Source organism: Chlamydiota bacterium (assembly GCA_012729785.1).
In the GTDB taxonomy this organism is placed as follows: domain Bacteria; phylum Auribacterota; class Tritonobacteria; order UBA1439; family UBA1439; genus UBA1439.
The window spans coordinates 18,239-42,399 of record JAAYCL010000021.1; the positions used below are offsets into that span (position 1 = coordinate 18,239).

23 protein-coding genes and 1 riboswitch are annotated in these 24,161 nt (G+C 68.4%); of the genes, 21 read left to right on the forward strand and 2 right to left on the reverse strand.

What is annotated here, in order from left to right; genetic code table 11:
* Positions 1-38: 38 nt before the first annotated feature.
* The 19 genes from GXY35_04520 to GXY35_04610 all read left to right on the forward strand — a co-directional run bounded on the left by GXY35_04520 (position 39) and on the right by GXY35_04610 (position 18,814).
* Entirely contained in the window at positions 39-1,511 is a 1,473-nt protein-coding gene (locus GXY35_04520; protein ID NLW93847.1) for a catalase, read from the forward strand.
* A gap of 265 nt (positions 1,512-1,776) precedes the next feature.
* Positions 1,777-1,902, forward strand: a riboswitch (FMN riboswitch).
* Between the two features lie 77 nt (positions 1,903-1,979).
* The gene (locus tag GXY35_04525) at positions 1,980-3,170 is read left to right on the forward strand and encodes a bifunctional 3,4-dihydroxy-2-butanone-4-phosphate synthase/GTP cyclohydrolase II (GenBank protein ID NLW93848.1); all 1,191 of its coding nucleotides are present in this window, start codon (positions 1,980-1,982) and stop codon (positions 3,168-3,170) included.
* Between the two features lie 74 nt (positions 3,171-3,244).
* On the forward strand, positions 3,245-3,709 hold the full coding sequence (locus GXY35_04530) for a 6,7-dimethyl-8-ribityllumazine synthase (protein ID NLW93849.1): 465 nt from the start codon (positions 3,245-3,247) through the stop codon (positions 3,707-3,709).
* A 53-nt stretch (positions 3,710-3,762) separates the two neighbouring features.
* Positions 3,763-4,182: a transcription antitermination factor NusB gene (nusB, locus tag GXY35_04535; GenBank protein NLW93850.1), complete on the forward strand. Its 420-nt coding sequence runs from the start codon at positions 3,763-3,765 to the stop codon at positions 4,180-4,182.
* The gene (gene ribD, locus GXY35_04540; protein ID NLW93851.1) at positions 4,169-5,317 is read left to right on the forward strand and encodes a bifunctional diaminohydroxyphosphoribosylaminopyrimidine deaminase/5-amino-6-(5-phosphoribosylamino)uracil reductase RibD; all 1,149 of its coding nucleotides are present in this window, start codon (positions 4,169-4,171) and stop codon (positions 5,315-5,317) included. The genes nusB and ribD overlap by 14 nt, the downstream gene beginning before the upstream one ends.
* A 26-nt stretch (positions 5,318-5,343) precedes the next feature.
* Positions 5,344-5,988 carry a riboflavin synthase gene (locus GXY35_04545; GenBank protein NLW93852.1) on the forward strand — a complete coding sequence of 215 codons (645 nt, stop codon included), beginning with the start codon at positions 5,344-5,346 and terminating at the stop codon, positions 5,986-5,988.
* A 164-nt stretch (positions 5,989-6,152) separates the two neighbouring features.
* Positions 6,153-6,800: a hypothetical protein gene (locus GXY35_04550; protein NLW93853.1), complete on the forward strand. Its 648-nt coding sequence runs from the start codon at positions 6,153-6,155 to the stop codon at positions 6,798-6,800.
* A gap of 18 nt (positions 6,801-6,818) precedes the next feature.
* Positions 6,819-6,986 (forward strand): 30S ribosomal protein S21, encoded by a 168-nt coding sequence (rpsU, locus tag GXY35_04555; protein NLW93854.1) that lies wholly within the window; start codon positions 6,819-6,821, stop codon positions 6,984-6,986.
* A gap of 21 nt (positions 6,987-7,007) precedes the next feature.
* On the forward strand, positions 7,008-7,955 hold the full coding sequence (locus tag GXY35_04560) for a TIM barrel protein (protein ID NLW93855.1): 948 nt from the start codon (positions 7,008-7,010) through the stop codon (positions 7,953-7,955).
* Complete coding sequence (locus tag GXY35_04565) at positions 7,939-9,522, forward strand: hypothetical protein (GenBank protein ID NLW93856.1); 1,584 nt, start codon at positions 7,939-7,941, stop codon at positions 9,520-9,522. The genes GXY35_04560 and GXY35_04565 overlap by 17 nt, the downstream gene beginning before the upstream one ends.
* A gap of 22 nt (positions 9,523-9,544) precedes the next feature.
* A complete protein-coding gene (locus tag GXY35_04570) occupies positions 9,545-10,531 on the forward strand; it encodes a polysaccharide export protein (protein ID NLW93857.1) in 987 nt (328 codons plus the stop codon).
* A gap of 97 nt (positions 10,532-10,628) precedes the next feature.
* Positions 10,629-12,212, forward strand: coding sequence for a hypothetical protein (locus GXY35_04575; GenBank protein ID NLW93858.1), 1,584 nt, complete (start codon positions 10,629-10,631; stop codon positions 12,210-12,212).
* A gap of 24 nt (positions 12,213-12,236) precedes the next feature.
* Complete coding sequence (locus GXY35_04580) at positions 12,237-13,064, forward strand: CpsD/CapB family tyrosine-protein kinase (GenBank protein NLW93859.1); 828 nt, start codon at positions 12,237-12,239, stop codon at positions 13,062-13,064.
* 44 nt (positions 13,065-13,108) lie between these two features.
* Entirely contained in the window at positions 13,109-13,489 is a 381-nt protein-coding gene (locus GXY35_04585) for a RidA family protein (protein ID NLW93860.1), read from the forward strand.
* Positions 13,490-13,515: 26 nt separating this feature from the next.
* Positions 13,516-14,937 (forward strand): glucose-6-phosphate isomerase, encoded by a 1,422-nt coding sequence (locus GXY35_04590; protein ID NLW93861.1) that lies wholly within the window; start codon positions 13,516-13,518, stop codon positions 14,935-14,937.
* Between the two features lie 84 nt (positions 14,938-15,021).
* Positions 15,022-16,866 (forward strand): hypothetical protein, encoded by a 1,845-nt coding sequence (locus GXY35_04595; GenBank protein ID NLW93862.1) that lies wholly within the window; start codon positions 15,022-15,024, stop codon positions 16,864-16,866.
* On the forward strand, positions 16,859-17,155 hold the full coding sequence (locus GXY35_04600; GenBank protein ID NLW93863.1) for a hypothetical protein: 297 nt from the start codon (positions 16,859-16,861) through the stop codon (positions 17,153-17,155). Before GXY35_04595 ends, GXY35_04600 begins: the two co-directional genes overlap by 8 nt.
* Entirely contained in the window at positions 17,155-18,018 is an 864-nt protein-coding gene (locus GXY35_04605; protein NLW93864.1) for a hypothetical protein, read from the forward strand. Before GXY35_04600 ends, GXY35_04605 begins: the two co-directional genes overlap by 1 nt.
* Positions 18,011-18,814 carry a polysaccharide deacetylase family protein gene (locus GXY35_04610; protein NLW93865.1) on the forward strand — a complete coding sequence of 268 codons (804 nt, stop codon included), beginning with the start codon at positions 18,011-18,013 and terminating at the stop codon, positions 18,812-18,814. Before GXY35_04605 ends, GXY35_04610 begins: the two co-directional genes overlap by 8 nt.
* A 25-nt stretch (positions 18,815-18,839) precedes the next feature.
* On the opposite strand, the gene GXY35_04615 is transcribed toward GXY35_04610, so the two are convergent.
* Positions 18,840-20,228 carry a sugar transferase gene (locus GXY35_04615; protein NLW93866.1) on the reverse strand — a complete coding sequence of 463 codons (1,389 nt, stop codon included), beginning with the start codon at positions 20,226-20,228 and terminating at the stop codon, positions 18,840-18,842.
* Positions 20,229-20,290: 62 nt separating this feature from the next.
* Positions 20,291-21,295 carry a hypothetical protein gene (locus GXY35_04620; protein NLW93867.1) on the reverse strand — a complete coding sequence of 335 codons (1,005 nt, stop codon included), beginning with the start codon at positions 21,293-21,295 and terminating at the stop codon, positions 20,291-20,293.
* A gap of 121 nt (positions 21,296-21,416) precedes the next feature.
* Between GXY35_04620 and GXY35_04625 the strand changes: the two genes are divergently transcribed.
* Both GXY35_04625 and GXY35_04630 read left to right on the forward strand, forming a co-directional pair.
* Complete coding sequence (locus GXY35_04625; GenBank protein ID NLW93868.1) at positions 21,417-22,400, forward strand: bifunctional oligoribonuclease/PAP phosphatase NrnA; 984 nt, start codon at positions 21,417-21,419, stop codon at positions 22,398-22,400.
* Positions 22,397-24,157, forward strand: a complete 1,761-nt coding sequence (locus tag GXY35_04630) for a hypothetical protein (GenBank protein ID NLW93869.1) — start codon at positions 22,397-22,399, stop codon at positions 24,155-24,157. Before GXY35_04625 ends, GXY35_04630 begins: the two co-directional genes overlap by 4 nt.
* Positions 24,158-24,161: the final 4 nt, after the last annotated feature.

Sequence of the window (24,161 nt, forward strand, 5' to 3'; positions counted from 1 at the left end):
AGGGCCCGTGTGCGGCCCGGCAGAGGAAAGGGGGGATCGTGAAGAAGCCCGCGAAGAGACAAAAAGCCCGGCTCACCACCAACGCGGGGGCGCCGGTCGTCGACAACCAGAACATCATGACCGCCGGTCCGCGCGGTCCCGCCCTGCTGCAGGATGTCTGGTACCTGGAGAAGCTCGGACACTTCGACAGGGAGGTCATTCCCGAGCGGCGCATGCACGCCAAGGGGTGGGGGGCCTACGGGACCTTCACCGTCACCCGCGACATCACCGGCTACACGAAGGCGAAGCTCTTCTCCAAGGTCGGGAAGAAGACCGAGCTGTTCGTCCGATTCTCCACGGTGGCGGGGGAACGGGGCGCGGCGGACGCGGAGCGGGACATCAGGGGGTTCGCCGTCAGGTTCTACACCGAGCAGGGGAACTGGGATCTCGTCGGGAACAACACCCCGGTCTTCTTCCTGCGCGACCCGATGAAGTTCCCCGACCTCAACCACGCCGTCAAGCGCGACCCGCGCACCGGCCTGCGCAGCGCGAAGAACAACTGGGACTTCTGGACCTCGCTCCCGGAGGCGCTGCACCAGGTCACCATCACCATGAGCGACAGGGGGCTCCCCGCCTCATTCCGGCACATGCACGGCTTCGGCAGCCACACCTTCAGTTTCATCAACGCCCGAAACGAGCGCCACTGGGTCAAGTTCCACTGGGTCTGCCAGCAGGGGATCAAGAATCTGACCGACGCGGAGGCGGAGGCGCTCGTCGGCAAGGACCGCGAGAGCCACGGGCGGGACCTGTACGAGGCGATCGAGAACAAGCGGTTCCCCCGCTGGAAGCTCTGCATCCAGCTGATGCCCGAGAAGGACGCGGCGACGTTCCCCTACAACCCGTTCGACCTGACCAAGGTCTGGTTCCACAAGGACTACCCGCTGAAGGAGGTCGGGGTGATGGAGCTGAATCGCAATCCCGAGAACTACTTCGCCGAGGTCGAGCAGGCGGCGTTCAACCCCGCCAACATCGTCCCCGGCATCGGGTTCTCGCCGGACAAGATGCTCCAGGGGCGCCTCTTCTCCTACCACGACGCGCAGCTCTACCGGCTCGGCGCGAACCACCACCTGATCCCGGTCAACAAGCCGCGCTGTCCGTTCCACAGTTACCACCGGGACGGCGCGATGCGGGTGGACGGCAATCACGGCGGCACGCTCGCCTACGAGCCCAACAGCTACGGCGAGTGGCGCGAGCAGCCGGAGTTCGCCGAGCCGCCGCTGAGTCTCGAGGGGGCCGCCGACCATTGGAACCACCGGACCGACGAGGACTACTTCAGCCAGCCGGGGAAGCTGTTCCGCCTGATGAGCCCCGCGCAGCAGAGGGCCCTCTTCGGCAACACGGCCCGGGCGATGGCCGACGCCCCGATGGAGATCAAGGTGCGGCATATCGGCCACTGCCTGAAGGCCGATCCGGCCTACGGCAAGGGGGTGGCGAAGGCGCTCGGGATACCGCTGAACAAGGTCCCGAAATAACCGCCTCGCGCCCCGGTGCCTTCTTCGGGAGGGGCTTTTCGAAGCCCCTCCCGGAAGACCGGGGCCGCGCCTCCTCGAACCGAACTCCGGCGCGCCGCCTCTCGCCGGCGTGGCGGAATCCTCTCTCCTCCTTGCGCGATCGAACCGGAGAGGGTCCCCTTCCGCATGCCCGCGTCCTGTACGACCCCCCCGCGCCGCGCACACCGCAGGGTACGCCAATCCTTTTCCGCCCTTGTCCCCCCGGGCGGCGATCTGGTATACTCCTTTTGATCTTCAGGGCGGGGTGCGATTCCCCACCGGCGGTACAGCCCGCAAGTCCGTCCCGCATGGACGGGCCGACCCGGTGAAACTCCGGGGCCGACGGTGACAGTCCGGATGGAAGAGGATCGGAGAGGGGCTCGCGCCCCCGCATGTCCTGAAGACGTATGTCTTCGGGATTTTTTTGTGCCGTGCGGGAGGGGGACGGAGATGTTGGGCACCGTTGAGGACGCGCTGCGGGCGATCGCCGACGGACGGATCGTCATCGTCACCGACGACGAGGACCGGGAGAACGAGGGCGACTTCGTCATGGCCGCGGAGAAGGCCACGCCGGAGGCGGTGAATCTGATGGCCACGCACGGCCGCGGGCTGATCTGCGTCTCCGCGCCGGGGGAACGCATCGACGCCCTCGGTTTGAAGCCGATGGCGCAGCACAACACCTCGCTCTTCGGCACGCCGTTCACGGAGTCGATCGATCTCAAACACGGGACGACGACCGGCATCTCCGCCTTCGACAGGGCGGCGACCGTCCGCGCCTTCGCCGACCCGGAGCGGGGCCCGGACGAGTTCGCCCGCCCCGGCCATATCTTCCCGCTCAGGGCCAGGGACGGAGGGGTGCTCCGGCGCGCGGGGCACACCGAGGCGAGCGTCGACCTCGCGCGCCTGGCCGGGCTGTATCCGGCCGGGATGCTCTGCGAGATACTGGCCGAGGACGGCACGATGGCCAAGCTGCCCGTCCTGCTGCGGATCGCGGAGCGCTTCAAGATGACGGTGGTGACCGTCGACGCGCTGATCCGCTACCGGATGCGGCGCGAGAAGCAGGTGCAGTGCACCACCCGCACCCCCCTCCCCACGCCGTGGGGGCCGTTCGATCTCCGCCTCTACGAGTGCGTCCTGGACGGCGCGCACCACCTCGCCCTGGTGCGGGGCGAGGTGTCGGGGCGGCGCGACGTGCTCGTCCGCGTGCACTCGGAATGCCTCACCGGCGACGTCTTCAACTCCCTCCGCTGCGACTGCGGCGCGCAGCTGCGCGCCGCCTTGCAGCGGATCGCGGGGGAGGAGTGCGGCGTGCTCCTGTACATGCGGCAGGAGGGGCGCGGGATAGGCCTCGTCAACAAGCTCAAGGCGTACGCGCTCCAGGACGGGGGGCTCGACACGGTCGAGGCGAACGAGCACCTCGGGTTCGCGCCCGATCCGCGCGACTACGGGATCGGGGCGCAGATCCTCGCGGATTTGGGCCTCGGGCGGATCCGGCTCCTCACGAACAACCCGCGTAAGATCGTGGGGCTCGAAGGGTACGGGCTGGAGGTGTCGGAGCGGGTCCCGATCAGGGTGGGGGCCACCGCCCACAACGAGGAGTACCTGCGCACGAAGCGGGACAAGATGGGACACATGCTCTGACGCCGGTTCGGGGAGGGCGAACGACGCGTCGGCGGGCGCCCGGCGCGGCGCACGGGGGAGGGAAGGAGGAGGAGATGCCGAAGGTCTACAGCGGCGACCTGGTGAGCAAGGGGGCGCGGTACGCGATCGTGGTGAGCCGGTTCAACGAGTTCATCACCTCGAAGCTTCTCGAGGGGTGCACGGACACGCTCCTGCGCCACGGGGTCAAGGACGAGGAGCTCTCGGTCGTCTGGGTGCCGGGGGCGTTCGAGATCCCCTTCGCGGCCGCCCGGCTCGCGCGCGGCAAGAAGCACGACGCGGTGATATGCCTCGGGGCGCTGATCCGGGGCGCCACCCCGCACTTCGACTATGTGAGCGCCGAGGTCTCCAAGGGGATCGCGGCGGCGGGGATCGAGTCGGGGCTTCCCGTCATCTACGGAATCATCACCGCCGACACGATCGAACAGGCGGTCGAGCGCGCGGGCACCAAGGCGGGCAACAGGGGCAAGGACGCGGCGGAGGCCGCCGTGGAGATGGTGAACCTGTGCAAGAGACTGTAAGCGGCGGCGGGTGCCGGCGCGGCGTGCGCCCGCGGCGGGAGGAGGGCTGACCGATGGGTTCCCGCCGACGATCGCGCGAGTTCGCGCTCCAGTGCCTCTACGGGATAGAGATCTCCCACGAGGATCCCGAGCGGGCGCTGGCGGAGTTCTGGGCCGAGCACCCGGCGGATGAGGAGGTGCGCCGCTACGCGTCCGGCCTTGTCAAGGGGGCCTGCGCGGCGCGGGGGGAGATCGACCGGCTGATCGCCGGCTGCGCGAAGAACTGGACGCTGGAGCGGATGGCGGCCGTCGACAGGAACATCCTCAGGCTCGCCGTCTACGAGATGCGGTCCGGCGGCGAGCCGCCCCCGGCCGTGATCATCAACGAGGCGGTCGACATCGCCAAGAAGTACTCCACCCCCGACTCGGGCGCGTTCGTCAACGGCATCCTCGACCGCATCCACAAGGACGCGTTGCGCGATGGGAATCCCTGAGCCGCCGCCCCGGGACGCCGCGCGCGGCCCTGAGCGGCATATGCGGAGGGCGCTCGCCCTGGCGCGCCGGGGCAAGGGATTCACGAGCCCGAACCCCGCGGTCGGCGCGGTGATCGTGCGGCGCGGGGCGGTCGTCGGAGAGGGGTGGCACCGCCGGCCGGGGGCGCCGCACGCCGAGGTCGTGGCGCTGCGGAAGGCCGGCGCCGCGGCCCGCGGCGCCACGATGTACGTCACCCTGGAACCGTGCTGCACCTGGGGGCGCACCCCTCCGTGCACCGACGCGATCAGCCGCGCCGGCATCGCGGCGGTCGTCGCGGCGGGTCGCGACCCGAACCCGCGCCACCGCGGGCGGGGGTTCCGGCTGCTCCGGCGCCGGGGGATACGGGTGGCGGTGGGGCTCCTCGCGGCGGAGGCGGCCGCGCTCAACGAGGATTTCGCCTCCTACGTCGCCACCGGGCTCCCGTTCACCGTCGTCAAGTGCGCGATGAGCCTCGACGGCAAGATCGCCGCGGTCGGCGGCCGGGCCCGCTGGATCAGCGGGCCCGCGGCGAGGGCCCGCGCCCACGACCTGCGGATGGAGGCCGATGCGGTCCTGGTCGGGAGGACGACCGTCGCGCGCGACGATCCCTCCCTGACTGCGCGCCCCGCGGGCCGGCGGGGAAAAATCCCCTGGAGGGTGATCCTGGACTCGGGGGCGAACATCCCGCTCCACTCCCGCGTGCTGAGGCCCGCGGCGGCGGAGAAGACCATCGTGGCGGTGACCCGCGCCGCGTCTCCCGCGCGCGTCGCGAAAATCGAGGCGCGCGGCGCGCGGGTGCTGCGGTGCCCGGCCAAAGGCGGGCGGGTTTCCATACGGGCGCTCTGGCGCCTGCTCGGCCGGATGGGGATCATGTCCGTGCTGGTGGAGGGAGGCGGCGAGACCATCGCCTCGGTGATCGAGGCGGGGGTCGCCGACCGGTACGTCGCGTTCGTCGCCCCCCTGCTCATCGGGGGGCGCGGCGCCCCGACGCCCGTGGGCGGCAGGGGGGTCAGGCGGATCGCCGACGCCCTGCGCCTCGGGCGCATCGAGGCGACGCCTGTCGGACTCGACCTGATGCTCGAGGCGCGCCTGCATCCGCCGCGCGCCTGGCGCTGAACGAGGCACCTGCAAGGGGCGATGCCGTGTTTACCGGACTGGTCGAGGAGATCGGCGTCGTGGAGCGGATCGAGTCCGCCCCCGCGGGGCGGCGTATCGCCATCCGCGCCCGTCTGACGCTCGAGGGGATCGCGCCGGGGGCGAGCATCGCCGTGAACGGCGTCTGCCTCACCGTGGTCCACATCGACGCCCCTCCGGCGAAATCCACGCGGGGGCGGCTGGTCGCGGATCTGCTCGGGAGGACGTGGGAGGTGACGACGCTCGGCGCCCTTACGCCGGGATCGGCCGTCAACCTCGAGCGGGCCCTGCGGGCGGGGGATAGGATGGGGGGGCACTTCGTGCTCGGCCACGTCGACGGCACGGGAGTCGTCGAATCGCGCCGGACCGAGGGGGGCGATCTGGTGCTGCGCATCGCGGCGCCCCCGGGACTCGCCCCGGGCCTCGTGCCGAGGGGATCCGTCGCGGTGGACGGGGTGAGCCTCACCGTCGCCCGGGTCCGCGGCCGCCGCTTCGACGTCCACTGCATCCCCGCGACGCTCGAGCGCACCACGCTCGGACGGCTCCGGCCCGGCGCGAAAGTCAACCTCGAAACCGACATCCTCGGGAAATACGCGCAGCCGCCTTCCGGCGGCGGTCTCACCGCCGCGTCTCTCGAGGAGAAGGGGTTTTGAGAGGCCGGTTGCCGCCTCCTCGGGGCGCGTCGCGGCGTCGCGGCGTCCCCCGCATTTCCACGTTCCGTTTTTGATTGCCTTTCCCGCGCAGCTTCTTGTACACTGCTGTCGGCGTGCGGGGTGCGGCGTTCGCCCGCCGGCCGTCGCGAGCGGGGGGAGGAACGGTGGATAGGTTTTTTCTCTTGGGACTGCTGCTCTCCGCGGGGCTGCACACGGCGGTCGTCGCGCATGTCGGCATCCCCGGCGCGGGGGGGAGCGACTGTTCGCTCCCGCCCGGGCTCGAGCTCCGCTACGTGGAGGCGGTGACGCGGTTGTCGCCGGCCGCCGCGACGGGGGAGATCGAAACGGAGGCGCTGGCTGCCCTGACCGTTCCGGCGGAGGAACAGGTCGCCGCGCGGGAGCCGGCGCGGCCGGTGGCGTCGGCGATGCGGGGGACCGGCGAGGTGTTGCGCGCCTCGGTGCAGGAGACGCTGCGTCCGCTGCTCGACGAGGGCGATTCGCCGGACGCCGAGTTCTCCGAGGCGGTCTGCCGCTACAAGGCGCGGCTCGAGGCGATACTCGACCGGGAGAGTCGGATCGCGTACCCGGACCCCGCGCGGATGGGCGGGCGAGAGGCGAGGCTGCAGATCCGCTTCAGCCTGCGCAAGGACGGCAGCCTCGAGTCGGTCGAGCTGCCCCCCCGCTGCGGCGGCTTCGAGCAGGAACTGGTCGCGGGGCTGCGGAAGGCGGCGAGGCACTTTCCCGCCTTCCCGGAGGAGATCGACTGCGTGCGGCTCACATTCTGCTGGCCGGTCAGTTTCAACCTGTACTGAGGACAAGGAGGATTGCATTTGCCAAAGATCATACTCAGGGCGAACGAGTCGGTGGAGAAGGCCCTCAAACGCCTCAAGAAGAAGGTGGATAAAGAGGGCATCATGAAGCAGGTCAAAAAGCACCGGCACTACGAGAAGCCCAGCCAGAAGCGGCGCAGGAAGGCGCAAGAGGCGCGGCGGCGCTGACGGCGCAGCCGCTCCCGGACCATGCCGGCCCTGTCCACCGCGTGGAACGCGGACGGGAGGTACACCGCGAGGGGCCTGCTCGCTACGCTGGCGAGGATGGGGCTGCGGGAGATCGAGCTCAGCTACCAGTGCGGCCCCGTGGAGGTGCGCGACTACGCGTCCGCCTGCCGCGCGATGGGGTTCCGGGTGGTGAGCGTCCACAACTTCTGCCCGGTCCCCGAGAACGCCCCCGCGGGGCGGGCGCGGTCGGAGGCGCTCCTGCTCTCGTCCCTCGATGAGGGCGAGCGGAGGCGCGCCGTGGAGGCGACCCGGCGGTCGATCGAGACCGCGGCGGGGCTGGGGGCGGGGACGCTCATACTTCACCTGGGCAGGGTGGAGGTTTCCTGCCGGACGCGGGAGCTGATCGGGCTGTACCGGGCCGGGCTGCGGGGCACGCCCCGATGGGAGTCGATCCTCGGCCGGATGCGCGCGCAGCGCGCGGCGAAGAGGGGGCCGCATTTCAGCGCCGCCCTCCGGAGCCTCGACGAGTTGTGCGGGGCGGCCTCGGACGCGGCCCTGGCGCTGGCGGTCGAGAACAGGTTTTACCATCGGGAGATCCCGTCGTACGGCGAGCTTCGCGAAATCCTTCGCAGGTTCGCCGGTGGCCCCGTGGGCTACTGGCACGATATCGGGCACGCGCAGGTGATGGAGAACCTCGGCTTCTGTCGGCACGAGGAGTATCTCGATGCGGCCGGAGCGGTGTTGAGGGGATTCCACGTGCACGACGTGCTCCTGTGCCGGGACCATCTCCCGCCCCCGCGCGGGATGGTCGACTTCTCGCGGTTCGCAGGACGCGCAGGGGCGCGGGTCATCGAGCTGTCGCCGGTCCACGGGGCGGCGGCGGTTGAGCGGTGCGTGCGTTTTCTGGAGCGGACGTTCGGAGAGCCGCCGGCGACGGCGAGGGGTGCGTCGAATGGCGCGCAGGCATAGGGTCTACCGGCAGATCGAGGGGAAGAAGCGCTACGAGCACCGCGCCAAAACCATCGTCTCGGCCGCCATCCTTGTGATCATCCTCGCCTTTCCCATCTCTGTTTACAAGGCGAGAAACCCCGCGGCGATTAATCTCCCCGCCGCAATGGACGTGGCACAGGTGGCCCGCAATCTCGCCAGGGGGGGTGGGTTCACCACCAATATCCTGCGTCCCGGCCTGTACGCGTCGCTGCCGCGGTTAACCAAGCCTCCGGACATCGTGAATCCGCCGCTCCACGTCTGGCTGCTGGCGCGGCTCCCGGGGATGAAGCGGGGTACGATCCTCTCCACCCCCGACAGCACCGTCACCAATTTCTCCTCATTTTTCTACCTGCTCACGGCGCTGCTCCTGTTCCTGCTCGAGCGCAGGTTGTCGGGCGGCCAGACCCTCGCCATCGCCTCGTTGATCTACCTCTTCAGCGTCCCGATGTTGCACAGTGCGGTGTCCGGCACCGGCGAGACCCTGTCGGCGGCGATGGTCACCCTTCTCATGCTCATGATCTCCGTGGACAGCAACAAGTCGTTCCTCTACTCGTTCGTCGTGGGGGCGGTCCTGGGCGCCTGTTATCTGACCTCCTACGTTTTCCTGGTCCTCCTCCTCCCCCTCATCATCCACAAGAATGCGGTGGGGGAGGAGGGGCGTTTCAGGCACATCGCGGCGATGCTGGTGGGGCTTTCCGCCGTGTCGGTGCCCTGGATGGTGCGCAATCTGCATTTCGGCGCCAATGCCCTCATCGCCCAGCCTTTTTCCTCGATTTTCCTCGGCGGCGAGCGGCCGCCGCAGGGCCCCGCCGCCGGGGGGGGAGTTTATTTGCACATGGCGAACTATTATGGTAAGCTTATTAATAATTACAGTGCGTCGTGTGTGCTTGGGTTTTTCCTGATTTCGCCCGTTGTGCAAAGCCACGGCCAAGGGATTGGCAGGGTCAAGCATTTCCTATGGTACGGCTTGGGGGCGGTCATACTCTTTTCGCTGCTCGGGCAGGGCGATACGGAAGCGATGGGGGCGTTTCTGCCCGGCGCCATACTCGTCGGCAGCCTCACGTTCCAGGAGCTTATTCAGAGGTACCGCTCCGATTCGCCACTGGTGAAAAGCAGGCTGACGGTTTTGTTCATCGCGCTTAACGTTCTTCCGTTCGTATCCGCGCTGATGGCGACGCCGCCGAGCGCGGCTGCGTATCGATGGCACGAGAATCGACTGCGCACCATGGCTGACATGCACAGCAGGATGCATGCCGGAGAGATCCTGATGACGAACGCGCCGGAGTGGATGGCGTACTACGGGGAGTTCAATACCCTTCCGCTCCCGGCCGACGGCGCCGAGCTCAGTCGATGGGAGCAGGCGTTCGGCCAGTTGCGCTTTGCGGCGGTGTGCCCGTACGGTTCGGTCGAAGGCGTGGCCAAGATGATACTCAAACAGCACGTTGTCCCCGCCTGGTTCCTTAGCGAAAAGGCGCAGGTCTATCCGGGCAAGGAGGTCTTCTTCTCCGCCGCCGATAACGATGAGGCTATGGTCGTCACACGTTGATTATCAAATAGGGGGTGGTCTAATGCGCGCGAGGCTTGTGTCCCTGATCATATGCACCGGTGTTCTCTGTTCGGCAATGTGCCTCGGACAGACGCCCGGCGAACAGGCGGCCCGGAGGAACGAGCTCGAACAGAAATACCCGGACATCAAATTCAACTGGCCCAAGACCCCCGGGGCGGGGGAGGCGGAGGGGGGCGAGGCCGTGCCGGTCGATCCGTCCGTATCGACACCGGACCTTGAGGAAACGGCGTCGACGGCGTTGTATCAGGACGCCTCCGAGATCGCCCAGGAGGAGGTGCTGATGCGCCAGAAGCAGCGCAGGGCCTATATGCTCGGCCCCGGCGATGTCATCAGCATCAACGTCCGCGATCATCCGGAGTTCAGCAGTTACGGCGTGCGGGTCGGCTACGCGGGGGAGGTCATCCTTCCGCTCACGAACGAGGTCGTCTACGCGGAAGGTCTCACCGTGGAGGAGGTGCGGCTGGCGATCGAGGAGAAGCTCAAGGCCTACATCGAGCGCCCCTTCGTGAGCGTCTTCATCACCGAATTCAACAGCAAGAAGTTCTACGTCCTCGGCGAGATCGGAGCGGGGATCTACCCGATCGGAGCCACGAATATCAGCCTGATGGAAGCGATGTACGCCGCCGGGCTCCCCTCGGAAGGGATCGCGGCGATGCGCCGTGTGCAGATCATCACCCCGCACGAGACCGATCCGATCAACCGCTGGGTGAATGTCTACGCCATCCTCTACAAGGGCCGGATGGAGCACAACATCACCATCGAGCCGGGGACCATCATCTACGTGCCCACCACGATCTTCACCAAGTTCTCCAGGGTGATCAGGCAGGTCTCGGTGACGATCGAGGACCTCTCCAAGATACCGAACGACCTCGCCTCGTTCGACTCGGGGCTCATCGCATGGGACACGTCCTGGAACATGAACATATTCCCCAAGGGTATCGATCTGCACGGCGGCAACAAGGCCAGCCGCTGGTATGACGGGGACTAACTCCGCATCGATCGTCGGCGGTCACGTGCAGCCCCCCGCCCGCGGCGGGACGCGGGTCGGGGTTTTCGCTATCCCCCCCGCCTAGAGGTTCGGCAGTATGGTCGTCAACGCTGCGGCGATTACCGGCGCCGCGAGAAGCTACATCGAGGTCGTCTTCAGGCGCAAGTGGCTCTTCCTGGTGCCGGTGATCGTCTTCCTCTCCGTCGCAGTCGGCCTCGGCTTCGTGCTCCCCCCGCGGTACCGTTCCGAGGCCATCCTCGGCCTGAAGGAAGAACAGAGCGACAACCCCCACCTGAAGGGGGTTACCGCGATCACCCCTGTCAAGGAACGTCTCCCGATGATCCGCGAGAAGCTCACCAGCCGCTCGCGACTGATCTCGGTGATCCGGAGCCTCGGCCTCGATGCCCAACTCAAGAACGAGTGGGGGATGGAGGAACTCATCGGTTCTTTGCGCAGGTCGATCGGCGTCGAGATGCGGCAGGGGGGGAACTTCTTCAGCATCTGGTGCGAGCACTTCGATCCGGTCACCTGCCAGAAGATCGCGGAACTGTTGACCGATCTGTTCATCAAGGAGAACCTCGACATCGAGAAGCGCGAGACGAGCATCGGTATCGAGTTCCTCGAGAGCCAGCGGTCGATCTACCGGCAGAAGCTCGAGGAGTCCGAGAAGAACCTCACCACCTTTAAACAGGAAAACCAGCGCGTCCTCTCCATCGCCGCCGCGCGGGAGCTTGGCGAGAAGCTCGGCGTGAGCGATGCCGCGAACATCAACGTGCTGCGCTTCACCAACTACCAGGTGAACCTGATCGAGTCGCGAATCAAGCTCCAGGAGCTCACCACGCACAGGGAGCAGCTCGTGCGGGAGCTCAAGCGGACGGACAAGTACGTCGTCGCGGAGCGGATCCAGGAGATCAACCCGATCGTCCGCGAGCTGAAGAAGACCCTCGTGGACAAGCGCATCGAGCTCCATAAGCTCAAGCTCGACTCCACGGAGAACCATCCGCTCGTCCAGCAGCTCCAGCAGCAGATAGAGAAGACGCAGGAGGAGCTGGAGAAGATGACCGAGGAGACGGTCAAGCAGGAGACGCGCGCCATCAACCCCAACTACCAGCAGATCGAGCGCGAGATCGGCCAGACGGAGGCCGAGATCGCCTCCCTGAAGAAGCGCCTCGAGATCACCGAGCTGTACATGAAGGACTTCCACCGGGAGATCCAGCAGATCCCCGAGACGGAGCGCAAGATGACCGATCTGCAGCGGAGCTACGGCATCTACAACAAGCGCTTCCTCGACCTGACCGAGCGCCTCGAGACGGCCAGGATCACCGAACGGCTCGAGACGATCGAGAAGGGGGTGCGCTTCGAGATCTACGAGCGGCCCCGTGTGCCGATCCAGCCGTTCAAGCCGAATCGCAAGGCGATCTCCCTCATCGGGCTCGTCTCGGGGATCTTCTTCGGGGGCGCCCTGGTCTTCATCGCCGAGGCGACCGACCACTCGTTCAGCGAGATATCGCAGCTGCGGGCGGCGATCGATCTCCCGGTCATCGGTTCGGTGAGCAGGATCCTGACCGTGGAGGAGGACGAGTTCAACAAGTCCAAGAAGCGGCTCGGCCTCGTGAGCCTGCTGGTCTTCATCATCTTTATTTTCCTCGGCGTGGTGGCGAAGTACATCCTCACCGCCTGACGCCGTCCGGGGGGGGGTAGCGCGATGCCCGACACATTCGATCTCGGGAAGATCAAGTCGTTCTTCCTTGAGAAGAAGAAGAGTCTCCAGGAGGAGATCACCACCCGGTCGTACGTCGCCGACCCCGACCCGACCGACGAGGGGATCGACTCGCGGATCGTGGTCTTCTCGGACCCGTCCTGCCATGTCGCCGAGCAGTACCGGACCATCCGGACGAATCTCCTCTCGCTCTCCCCCGACAAGCCGCTCCAGGCGATCCAGCTCACCAGCGCGCTGCACTCGGAGGGGAAGACGATCACCAGCTGCAACCTCGCCTTCGCCCTGGCCCAGGAACCGGAAAAGAAGACCATCCTGATCGACTCCGACATGCGGAAGCCCGCGATCCACAAGCTGCTGGGGATCCCGAAGGAGCCGGGCCTCTCGGAGATCCTCACCAAGGACTTCGACCTCGAACATTTTCTCCAGCGTCCGATCGCGGGGGGGCTCTACGCCATCCCCGCGGGCAAGGGGCCCGCGAACCCGTCCGAGCTCCTCTCCTCCTCGCGCCTGAGGAGGATGGTGACGCGCCTCAGGTCGGAGTTCGACTACATCGTCTTCGACGTCTCCCCGATCATCCCGGTGACGGACGCGAGCGTGCTCGGGAAGCAGCTCGACGGGACCCTGCTCATCGTGCGGGCCGGCTGGACGCAGGCGATCGACATCGAACGCGCCTACTCGCTCCTCACGGAGGCGCAGGCCAAGCCGATCGGGTCGGTGCTCACCTGCGTGGTGAGCTATATCCCGTACTACCTCTATCGCTACCGGTACATCTACTCGCACTACGCGCGCCCCTACGTCTACTACGGCCCGTGACCGGCGGCGCCTGTCCCGCGCGGCGGGCGGGGGGAGGAGGACGAATGACGCACACGATCGTCGGCACGGACAAGGCGCCGCGTCCGTCGGGGCCGTATTCCCAGGCGGTGCGCGTCGGCAACCTGCTCTTCATCTCCGGACAGATCCCCCTCGATCCCCGGAGCGGGGAGGTCGTGGCCGGGGGGATCGATATCCAGGCCAGGAGGGCGCTCGAGAATCTGGGGGCGATCCTCCACGCGCAGGGGCTCGATTACCCGTCGGTCGTCAAGACGACCGTCTTTCTCAGGAGGATGGAGGAGTTCAAGGAGTTCAACGAGATCTACGCGCGCTACTTCGCCTCCGGCCCTCCCGCACGATCGTGCATCGAGGTGTCGCGCCTTCCCGGGGGGGTCGACGTGGAGATCGAGGCGGTCGCCGCCTACTGACGGCGGCGGGGGCGGGGAGGGGAACGATGCGCACCTGCGGGATTCAGATCGACTACACGAAGATGATGGCGGCGTGCATCGGTCCCGAGCACGGCATCCGGCCGGCGGAGCTGCGCGGGATCGCGCGCCGCGGCCGGACCGCGGCGCTGTCGGTCGCCGCGGCGGTGCGCACCGGCGGCCTGGGCTTCTCGAAGCTCCCGTTCGCGGGCGCGGTCGCCGACGAGGTGCGGCGCGTCGCCGACGAGATCGCCGGCGAGGTCGACACCTTCGTCGTCCTCGGGATCGGCGGTTCCGCGCTGGGCGCCGCCGCCTTGCACGCCGCACTGGCCCATCCGTTTCACAACCTCCTCCCCCGGGAGAAACGGAACAGGCGTCCCCGCGTCTTCGTCCTCGACAACGTCGACCCCGAGTTCGTCGCGGGGGCGATCGATCTGCTCGACTTCAAGAAGACCGCCGTGAGCGTCGTGACGAAGTCGGGGGGGACCGCCGAGACGCTGGCGCAGTGCCTCGTCTTCCTCAAGGAGATGCGCAGGCGGCTCGGGACGCGCCTGACCCGGCGGCGTGTCGTGGTCACGACGGACCCCGAGCGCGGGGCCCTGCGGGCGTTCGCCCTCCGCGAGGGATACCGGCTCTTCAGCGTGCCGCCGGACGTGGGCGGGAGGTTCTCGGTGCTGAGCCCGGTCGGCCTTCTCCCCGCCGCGGTCTCCGGGATCGACATCGGGGCCCTCCTCGACGGCGCGCGCGCCGCGCACGATGCCTGTCTCGCCCCGGGGCTCGCCTACAACCCCGCTCTCCTCCTCGCCGCGCTCCAGCATATCTCCTGCGTCGAGCGGGGGAAGACGATCGCCGTGATGATGCCGTACAGCAACGCCCTGGCCGGCGTCGCGGACTGGTTCCGTCAGCTCTGGGCCGAGAGCCTCGGCAAGCGCCTCGACCGCGCGGGGGCGGTGGTGCACGCCGGGCAGACGCCGGTGCGGGCGCTCGGCGCCACCGACCAGCACTCGCAGATCCAGCTCTACATGGAGGGGCCCGCAGACAAGGTGATCACCTTCCTGGGCGTGCGCGGGTACCGGAGGACCGTCCGGATCCCCGCGGCGCCGCCCGGCGACGACGCCCTCGACTACCTCGGCGGCGCGACGATGGACGACCTCATAGGCGCCGAGCAGCGCGCCACCGCCCTCGCCCTCGCGGAGGCGGGCCGCCCCTCGATGACGATCACCCTCGACCGGATCTCGCCGCGCGCGCTGGGGGCGCTCCTGTATCTGTTCCAGATGCAGACCGTCTTCGCCGCGGAACTCAGGGGGATCAACGCCTTCGACCAGCCGGGGGTGGAGCAGGGGAAGCGTCTGACCTGCGCGATGATGGGGCGCCCGGGGTATGGCGCCCTCCGCCGCGGGATCGCCAGGTCGGATCGGCGATGCGCGTCGCGCTGCGCGCTTTCTCTCTGAGGCCCGGGGCGCGTTGCACGAACGCAACAACCGATTGACCGCCGCGGCGGATCGGGATACACTAACAGGCAGGGGAAAGTTGCCATGGCCTTCCTGAAGAGAGGTGCGTGTCTTGCCGCCGTTCTGCTCGCCCTCGGCGCGGGCGTCGCGTTCCCGCTGAGTCTCCTCAGGCCGGGGGAGCCGCGCTTCAAGTTCAACCGGATCGTCGCCCCCGCCAAGGCGGAGGCGGGCGACCAGTTCAGGGTCCTCGCCTTTGTCACGCCTCTCCAGAACATCTGGGACGAGGAGCGGATCTTCTTGCACCTGCTCGAGTCCGACGCGGTGATGGACGAGTACCCCGCGGACGGGTGGGACCAGAAGGGGATCCTGGTAAACGCCAACGCCGCCCCGCAGATCCCCTCGCAGCGCTGGGTCGTGGGAGAGGACGTGCAGCTGGGGCCCGTGACCTTCGAGATCCCCCGCGGGCTCGCCCCCGGCACCTACCTGATCCAGATGGGGCTGTTTCATGTCGTCGATCCCGTCAAGCGGGTCTTCATGCGCGAACCGTACGCCAATCGGGAGATCAAGGACTGGATCGTCGGTTCGGTGGAGGTGACCGCCCCGCGGCGGATCGAGAACGGGAGCCGGGTCGAACTGCTGCTGAGCGACTTCGAGACCCTCGGGGACGTGAAGAAATGGGAGTCGGGCAGGCGCGGCGAGCTCGGACTCGTGGGCGGGGCGGAGGCCCTCAGCGGGGACTACTCGGGCTGCCTCGCGTTTCCGTCGAACACCTACCTCCCCATCGTGATGATGCAGAGCTTCTTCGAGAGCGCCCCTCCCGAGTACACCGACTGGGGGCAGTACGACTACCTCGAGTTTCTTTTCCAGGGCCAGTTCTCCCCCCGCGCCTACGACGGAAGCCACGTGTCGATCCAGATCAAGGACGCGGGCGGCGGAAGGTTCCAGCGCAGGCTCGACGAACTCGAGAGGGTGAACGTCGAGAGGGGGGCGCACGGCGACTGGGCGTCCGCGACGGAAAACGGCCCTACGCCTGTCGCCGGCCCGCAGACGCCCGTGCCCGCGCGCCGCGAAAACGCCTCCGCCCCCAACGGTTCGAACGGTTCCGCGTTCCGGATGCGTCTGCCGGTCGTCGATATCGCCACCCGGATCGATATCGGCAACATCGCCCACCTCGGATTCTGGGCGTCGGGGCTCCCCGAACGGGAGGACTGGTTTCTCACCGCGGTCGTCGACGACATCAAGCTGGTGGCGGAGGAGGGGAGGAAGCCGGGCTGGTTCGACGAGCCGTTTGTGGTCTTCGAGAAGCTCAAATGCCCCGCGACCGCCGTCCCCGGAACGGCGATCAGGATGGAGGCCGCCTTCAGCCTCGCGCGCAAGTTCCGCCAGGATTACTCGCTCTTCATCCATGTCATCGGTGAGGAACCCCCGCACTACGCGATGCACGTCGAGCGCAGGCCGTTCCGCTCCACGACCACCTGGGAGGTCGGGCGCATGCACACGGAGGGCCCCCTCCACGTCCCCGTGCCGCAGGACGTTCCGCCGGGGAACTACTTCGTCAATGTCGGGCTCTTCAAGGTGCGCGATGAGTTGAACACGAATGCGCGCTACGTCAACACCTACCGCTGGTCCGACGGGGTCTACACCGAGGAGCAGCCGACACTCCCGGTGGACTACATCAAACAGCCGTACCTCAACCGCGACTCCGCGCAGCAGTGGAGGGTGGGGAAGATCGCCATCGTTTCGCGGAAGGCGGAGAAATCCGCGCCGGCGATGGCCGCGGAGTCGCAGGAGATGGAGGACCTCGTCAAGAGCACCGCATCCGGGATCCTCACGAAACCCGCCCCGAAGGGCGACAAGACACGCAACGTTCCGAGGCCGGTGAGGATCCCGCTCCGGAACGCCGGGCGAGAGGGGCCCGACGGTGACTAGGGACGAGCAGGGGCGCCCGCTGGTCAGGATACGCGTCAAGGAGCGGATCGGTTCCTCCTCCGAGCGGGCGGTTTCGAAATCCCACGGCCCGGAGAAGATCATTTTGCTCGTCGTCGGCGCGTGTCTCGGCCTCGGTCTCGGGTACCTCCTCGCCGGCAGGCTGGCGGCACTGTTCCGTCCGTCGTTCGGCTCGGTGCGGGCGGACGCGCCGGCGGCGCGGGAGCGCGGGGATGCGCCCGCCCCCGCGGCGCCCGCCCTCGAGTTCGATCTGCCCTCCGAAGGGGAGTGATGCGCAAGCTGCTCCTCGCCGTCTCCGCATTCACCGCATATCTGTGCGCGGCGCTGGGAGCGGGGTTTGTCGACGCGTTCGTGCTCGAGCCGAACTGGCTCAAGATGGAACGCGTCACGGTCGCCAGCCCCGCCCTCGCCGCGTCGCTGGGCCCCCTCACCATCGCCCAGCTCTCCGACCTCCATCTCCGCGGCGCGTGCGGGTTTCTCGAGGAGCAGATCCTACGGACGCTCGCCCGCATCCGCCCCGACGTCTTGTTCTACACCGGCGACCTCGTGTCGCGCAGGGAGGCGCTCGAGGAGTTCTGGCGGTTCGCCCGTCGCGCCGCCCCCCGTCTCTGGAGTTACGCGATCCCGGGCGACGACGACGAGGCCCTCATCAACGACCGGTGGCGCGACCCCGCATGGCGGAAGGCGGGGGTGGCGCTGTTGGTGAACGAGGTCGTGCCGCTGCGGCTTCCGGGCGGGGGAGACCGCGCCCTCTGGCTCGTCGGCGCGGGGCCCGACTTCCCCTGGGGGTCGTACCGCGACAAGATCCCCGAGGGGGAGGCGGTCCTCGTGCTCGCCCACCGTCCCGCCGAGATAAAGCATGCGGCGATCCGCGGGGCGGGGATGGTCCTCTCCGGGGATACGCACGGGACCCAGCTCGGCATTCCGGCGCTGCGCCGGTTTTCGGCCTACGCGCGCCGGGGACCGTACATGGCCGGGCTCTACCGCGTCAAGGAAACCCTGCTCTACGTGAGCAGGGGGACGGGCTGGAAGGCCCGCCCGATCCGGTTCTTCTGCAGGCCCGAGCTCACCGTGTTCCGTTTCGTCTCCTCGGGCGCGACGAGCGAAATCACGGTCCTTCCCGGCGATGAATAGGCGCGCCAGTCCCATACTGCTCTACCATGGCGCCGAGGAGAGCGGCGACGCCATCCGCGACCCGCTTTACTCCCTCCCCCCCGCGCGTATCCGCGCGCAGATCGCCGCACTCCGGGAGGCCGGGTTCCGTTCCGTGACGCTCGGCGAATTCCTCGCCCGCGGCGGATACTGCGCCGGCGGCTGCGTGATCACCATCGACGACGGGCTCCTGAGCGCCGCCACGGTTCTCTTCCCGGCGCTTGCGGGAGCGGATCTCACGGCTGTCATCTTCCCGGTGGCGGGGATGGTCGGCCGCAAGGGATGGGTGGACTGGACCGCGCTCGCCGAGATGCGGCAGGCCGGATTCGAGGTGGGGTCGCACGGGATGACGCACGCCAGCCTGGCCGCCGCCTCGGCCCGCGAGGAACTCGCCGCGTCGAAACGGCGCATCGAGGACCGCCTCGGCGCGCCGGTGCAGTACCTCGCCCTGCCCGGGGGGTACCGGAGCCGCGCGACGGCGTCGTACGCCGCGGAGGCCGGCTACACGGCGATCTGCGGCTCCCGCTTCGGCTACAACAAGGTCCCCGCGGAGCCGATGGATCTGAAAAGGATCTGCCTGAAACGCGGGGACGGCCCCGAGGCTGCGGCGGTCTTCGCGGCGGGCAGACCAGGCAGGATCGCGGGGCGTTTCATGCGGGAACGGGGGAAGGAGATCGGCCGGGCGATCCTCGGCCCCAGGATCTACGCTGCGCTGCGCGGGCGGCTCGTCCCCGAGGGCGCCTGCCGGTCGCTGCCGCGCTTCCCCCAAGACACGTGAGGCCGGCGTGTGGAGATGCCGGCGTTCAGATGCCGCGCCCGCCGAGCATCACGACGATCGTCCTGAGCATGATCCAGAGATCGAGCAGGAGCGACATGTTCTCTATGTAGTAGAGGTCGCTCACGAGCTTCTCGGCGTTGGATTCGATGGTCGATGCGTACTGCAGATTCACCTGCGACCAGCCGGTGATGCCCGGCTTCACCTCGAGGCGTTCGGTGTAGAACGGCATGCACCGGATGAGCGAGCGCACGAAGTGCGGGCGCTCCGGCCGCGGCCCCACGATGCTCATCTCCCCCTTCAGCACGTTGAAGAACTGCGGAAGCTCGTCGAGGTGCGTCCGGCGGAGGAACCGTCCGAAACCGTTCACGCGGGCGTCGTCGGGCGCGGCCCAGACCGGGCCGGTGTTCTTCTCGGAGTCGACGGTCATCGTGCGGAACTTGAGCATCGTGAACGGCCGGCAGTGGAGTCCCGCGCGCTCCTGCATGTGCAGGATCGGGCCTCGCGAGGTGAGGCGTACGATCAGGGCGATCGGCAGCATCAGCAGCGGACCGGCGACGGCGATCACGGCGAGCGAGAAGGCGATGTCGAGCACCCGCTTGAAGCCGTGGTACCAGCCGCGCCCATAGCGCGCGAAGGTGAGTTCGATGAGCGGGATGTTTTTCGCGGCGGCGGTCGCGGCCACCCTGCCGACCACCGCCTCGTACAGGTCGGGGACCGTTTTGAATATGATGTCGGTGTTGATGAAGTAGGAGAATATCTCCGCCACCCGCTCGCGCGGAAGGTCCGGCGACGAGATGACCGCCTCGTCCACCGGCCGGCTGGATATGATCGAGGGGAGGTCCTCCACCGTCCCCAGGATCATCTCCCGGTCGACCTCCGGTTCGTTCCCGTCGGTGGCGATGTAGCCGACGAGTTCGGTCTTGATCCCCGCCCGGCGGGTCATCTGGAGCATCAGCCGCAGGGCGCTCCGGTCGGTGCCGACGATGAGGAGGTGGGAGACGAAGTAGTTGTGGCCCACCAGGATATTGATCGCGCGCCGGACCAGCAGCCGCCAGCCGGTGATGAACGCGGCGGTGAGCAGCCAGGATATGAGGATGACCGTGCGCGGGTAGGCGAACGACTGGGAGAAATAGGCGACGGCGATGATGAACAGGGTGCTCACCGTCATCGCCTTCGCGATGTTCGTGACATTCTCGAAAACGGTTTTGTACTTGGGCTTCTCGTACAGGCCGAAGACGTAGAGGCAGATCAGGCGGAGCAGCACCACGAACACCGCGATCCGCCAGTAGGCCTTGAAGTTCTCCTCGCGCACGTCGATGCCGTAGCGCAAGGAGAAGGAGAGAAGATCGGCGAGGACGATCAGGGTGGCGTCGATCACCACCGCGGCGCCCACGATGGATCTCAGGGGAAGCACACGTCTCGCGGAAGCCCCCCCCCCGCCAGCCACGGCCCGGGATTCCACAGGAGGCGCGATGTTCATGCGCCGCCGTCTTGGGGGAGACGGGAGAACTTTATGACCGCGTTCTTCTCAATTTTCTGATCCGGGGAGGAGACGGCGACGTCCGCGAGGCACATCCGCGGGTAGAGCTTCTTGACCTTGGCGGTCCCCACGCGGACGCCCTGCGCCTCGATGACCCCCGTGTCTCCCAGGGCGATGCCGTCCTCGCTTCCGAGGTTCACGATGACGAAGTTGTACTTCTCGTGGGAGACGAGCACCTGCCCGGCGATCTCACGGGGCCCCCCCGCGCTGTCGGTCACGACGGTCTCTTTCAGTGAGATCTCCCCGGCCGCACCGGGATCCGGTTCGCCGTCCCGCGCGCGGGCGAGTTTGGCGACGAGGTCGGCCTTCTCCCGCGCGGCCGCCTCGAGCCGCTCGATCAGCTGGAGTTCGGTGCTCTTGCTCTCCTTCAGCCGCGTGCGGAGGTAGGAGGCGATCTGCTCCTGGCGCGCGAGGCCCGCCGCCGTGGCCGCCGCCTTCTCGGAGGCCAGCTTCAGGCGCGACTGAAACTCCGCGAGGATCTTCTGCCGCTCCTCGATGCGCGTGCGCAGCACGCGCCGCTCCCCGTCAACCTTCAAGAACTCGCTCTTCAGGGCCGCGAGCATCTCCGCCTGCCGGGAGATCTCGGCGGTTTGGGTCTGCGCGGCAACCGCCGCCTCCTCGATCTGTTTCTGCAGGGAGCTGGAGAGGAGGCTCTGGGAGTAGAACCGCGAGTAGAAGTAGAGCGCCGCCGCGAGTTCGGCGACGGCGAGAACACAGAGGACGACGGTGATGAGGCGGGAGCCGGACGCCGGGGCGGAAGGCTCCGGCGGATCGGGCACCGGACCGGCGGCGGCCGGGCGCGGCGCGGAGGGGGGGACGCGGGGCTCCAGACGAGACGAAGGCGCGGGCTTCCCGACGTTCGCGGGGGACGCCGCGGAGGCGGTCCCGTCCGTCAGTCCCTTCAGGTCGGGCCGTTTCTCTCCGGATCCGTTCTGTTTCATCGGCAGCCGGGCGGTTTCTTCAGGTTGCGCTGCGAGCAGTATTCGGCTATTATAGGGCTCCCGCCGCGTTCCTGTCAACGGCGCGGGGCCGTTTTTTTGCGGCGGAAGGAGAGGAGGGGGAGTGGCGGACTGGGGCGGGATACGCGGGATCATCGACGCCGGCCGGCGTTTCGTCGTGACCAGCCACGTCTACCCCGACGGGGACGCGATCGGGTCCACGCTCGCCATGCTCCGGCTTCTCCGGGCCATGGGCCGGAGCGCGACGGGCGTCATGCCGTCCCCGGTCCCGGACACCTACCGGTTTCTCCCCGGCGCGCAGGCGCTGCGGAGCTACCGGCCCGTCCACGACGCCGTCCTCGGCGCCGCCGACGCCCTCTTCGTGCTCGACGCCAGCACCAACGACCGGCTCGGGGCGCTCGACGAGGCGTCGCGCCGTCTCCGGGTGCCGAGGGTCTGCATCGATCACCACCCCGGCAATACCGTCGACGCGGAGACGCGCCTGGTGGATACCGGAGCCTGCTCGACCGCGCAGCTCATCTACGAGCTCTACGAAGCGTGCGGGCAGACGATCGACCGGTCCTCGGCGCTCGCCCTCTACACCGGCATCCACACCGACACGGTGTCGTTCAATTTCCTCGGGACCGACGCCGTCACGCACGAGATCGCTGCGGTGCTCCTCCGGCAAGGGGTCGACCCGAAATCGGCGTGGCTGAAGATCTACGGGAACGAATCCCCGGCGCTCCTGAGGCTCGCGGGAGCCACCCTGTCGGGGCTCCAAACCGCCGCGGGGGGGCGTATCGCATGGATGGCAATCCGCGAGCGGGATTGGCGGCGGCTGCGCGTCGACCCCAGGGCCACCGAGTCGTTCACTCGCTACCCGCTCACGATACGCGGGGTGGGGGTCATCGTCGTCTTCTGCGAGGAGGAGAGGACGCGCGTGCGGGTCAGCCTCCGGGCGCTCGACCGGACCGACGTGGGTGCCGTCGCGCGTCTGTTCGACGGGGGGGGGCACCGGACCTCGGCGGGGGCGCTGATCTATGCCCCGCTCGGCACGGTGGTTCGGAGGGTCATCGGCGCGCTCCGCCGGAGCAAGGGGGGACGATGATGCGCGTGCGCGGCGGCAAGGCGGCTTCCTCGGAAACCGCCCGTTGGGAACGCCTGATCTTGTGGGGGATCGTCGTGTTGGCGGTCGTCCTCCGCGCCTGGGGGCTCTCCCATCAGCTGCCCGACAAGACCTATATCGAGGAGGACGAGTTCATCTATACCGCCTTGAAATACGGGTCGGGGGATCCCAACCCGCACTGGTTCTTCCATCCCCCGCTTTACAGCTACCTCCTCTTCGCCCTGTACGGTGCCTACTATCTCCTCGGCGCGGCGGCGGGCTGGTTCCGCGGCGCGGAGGAGTTCATCCTTCAGTACCTGGTCGACCCGAGCGCCTTCTACATCATCGCGCGCGGCCTGAGCGTCCTCCTCTCCGTCCCCGCGGTGCTGCTCCTCCACCGGTTCGGCAGAAACGTCTGCTCGCCGCGTGTCGGCCTCGCCGCCTGCCTCCTCTTCGCCGTGATGCCCCTCGGCGTCAAGTACGCGCACTACGGCTGCACCGAGCCGCTGCTCCTGTGCCTTGTCCTCGCCGCCGCCGTCTGCGCGGCGCGGGCCCTCCAGACGGGCCGGGTCCGCCCGCTGCTCGCCGCGGGGGCGTTCGCGGGCGCGGCGATGGGGACGAAGTACACCGGGGCCTTCGCACTCGCCCTCGTCGCCGCGGCGGTCCCGCCCCCGACGCGGGTCTCCTCCTGGGCCGCCCTGCTCGGGGCCTTCGCCGCGGCGGGCGCCGCCTTCCTCCTCGTCTGCCCCTTCCCGATCCTCGCGCCGCAGGAGTTCGCGGCGAACGTCTCCCTCCTCGCGTCCCAGCCGCTCCAGGTGGGCGAGTACAGCTGGCAGCGGATCCCGAACCTGTATCTGGAGTTCGCCCGCCGCCATATGCCCGTCGGGATGACCGCGCCGCTCGCCTGGATCTCCCTCGCGGGCACCGTGTTCCTCTGGCTGCGGCACCGGCGCGAGGATATCCTGGTCGCGGCCCTCCCGACGGCCTTCTACCTCGTCATCGGGCGCTCGCGCCTTTTCTACGACCGGTATATGCTCGTCTGCTACCCGTTCTTCGCCCTCGCGGCCGCGGCGCTGCTCGACGCGGCGGCTGCGCGCGCCGCCGGACTCCTCGCCCCGGCAGCGGCCCGGCCGCGGCGGGCGGCGGCCCTCCTCGCGGCGGCGGCCGTCGCGCTTGCCCTCGGCGGCGCCGGGGCCAGCGCCCGTCTCGTCCGGCTGATGGTCCTGCCCGAGACCCGGTTCCTCGCGGCGCGCTGGATCGAGGAGCACCTCCCCGCGGAGGCGAGAATCCTCGCCGACGACGCCCCCGTGCCCCAGACGGAGGAGAGCGTCCGGCGCGAGCAGCGCCTGAAGGAGCGGGAGCCCCGGCAGGAGTTCGGCTACCGGGAAAAGACGGGGCTCTACTTCGATCTGCAACGGCGCGCGGCCCGCGGGCGCCGCGGGTTCGACGTCACGCGGATACTGCACCCCCGCGGCTTCCATATGCTCGGCGGGGGCAGGGGGTACGAGGAGGAGTGGATGACGCCGGAGCGGATGAAGGCGCAGCTCGAGTCGATCGACGACTACGACTACGTGCTCGCCTCCTCGACCGGCGCCTACCGCTACCGGGCGCGTGAAATCCTCCCGGAGCGGTTCAGGTTTTTACACGACTTCTACGCCGGGCTGGCGGGGAGGGGGACGGTCGTGAAGGTCTTCCGGCCCGAGCCGTCGCGTTCCACGGGGCCCGAGTACACGCTCTACCGGGTGGGGGAGGGGCGCTGAGGCG

Excerpts from the sequence above, each read along its gene's own strand:
- GXY35_04605 (NLW93864.1), top strand. The coding sequence starts at position 17,155 with ATGCGCAAGCTGCTCCTCGCCGTCTCCGCATTCACCGCATATCTGTGC.
- nusB (NLW93850.1), top strand. The coding sequence starts at position 3,763 with ATGGGTTCCCGCCGACGATCGCGCGAGTTCGCGCTCCAGTGCCTCTAC.
- GXY35_04590 (NLW93861.1), top strand. The coding sequence starts at position 13,516 with ATGCGCACCTGCGGGATTCAGATCGACTACACGAAGATGATGGCGGCG.
- GXY35_04595 (NLW93862.1), top strand. The coding sequence starts at position 15,022 with ATGGCCTTCCTGAAGAGAGGTGCGTGTCTTGCCGCCGTTCTGCTCGCC.
- GXY35_04580 (NLW93859.1), top strand. The coding sequence starts at position 12,237 with ATGCCCGACACATTCGATCTCGGGAAGATCAAGTCGTTCTTCCTTGAG.
- GXY35_04575 (NLW93858.1), top strand. The coding sequence starts at position 10,629 with ATGGTCGTCAACGCTGCGGCGATTACCGGCGCCGCGAGAAGCTACATC.
- GXY35_04610 (NLW93865.1), top strand. The coding sequence starts at position 18,011 with ATGAATAGGCGCGCCAGTCCCATACTGCTCTACCATGGCGCCGAGGAG.
- GXY35_04620 (NLW93867.1), bottom strand. The coding sequence starts at position 21,295 with ATGAAACAGAACGGATCCGGAGAGAAACGGCCCGACCTGAAGGGACTG.
- ribD (NLW93851.1), top strand. The coding sequence starts at position 4,169 with ATGGGAATCCCTGAGCCGCCGCCCCGGGACGCCGCGCGCGGCCCTGAG.
- GXY35_04585 (NLW93860.1), top strand. The coding sequence starts at position 13,109 with ATGACGCACACGATCGTCGGCACGGACAAGGCGCCGCGTCCGTCGGGG.
- GXY35_04530 (NLW93849.1), top strand. The coding sequence starts at position 3,245 with ATGCCGAAGGTCTACAGCGGCGACCTGGTGAGCAAGGGGGCGCGGTAC.
- GXY35_04570 (NLW93857.1), top strand. The coding sequence starts at position 9,545 with ATGCGCGCGAGGCTTGTGTCCCTGATCATATGCACCGGTGTTCTCTGT.
- GXY35_04525 (NLW93848.1), top strand. The coding sequence starts at position 1,980 with ATGTTGGGCACCGTTGAGGACGCGCTGCGGGCGATCGCCGACGGACGG.
- GXY35_04565 (NLW93856.1), top strand. The coding sequence starts at position 7,939 with ATGGCGCGCAGGCATAGGGTCTACCGGCAGATCGAGGGGAAGAAGCGC.
- GXY35_04560 (NLW93855.1), top strand. The coding sequence starts at position 7,008 with ATGCCGGCCCTGTCCACCGCGTGGAACGCGGACGGGAGGTACACCGCG.
- GXY35_04630 (NLW93869.1), top strand. The coding sequence starts at position 22,397 with ATGATGCGCGTGCGCGGCGGCAAGGCGGCTTCCTCGGAAACCGCCCGT.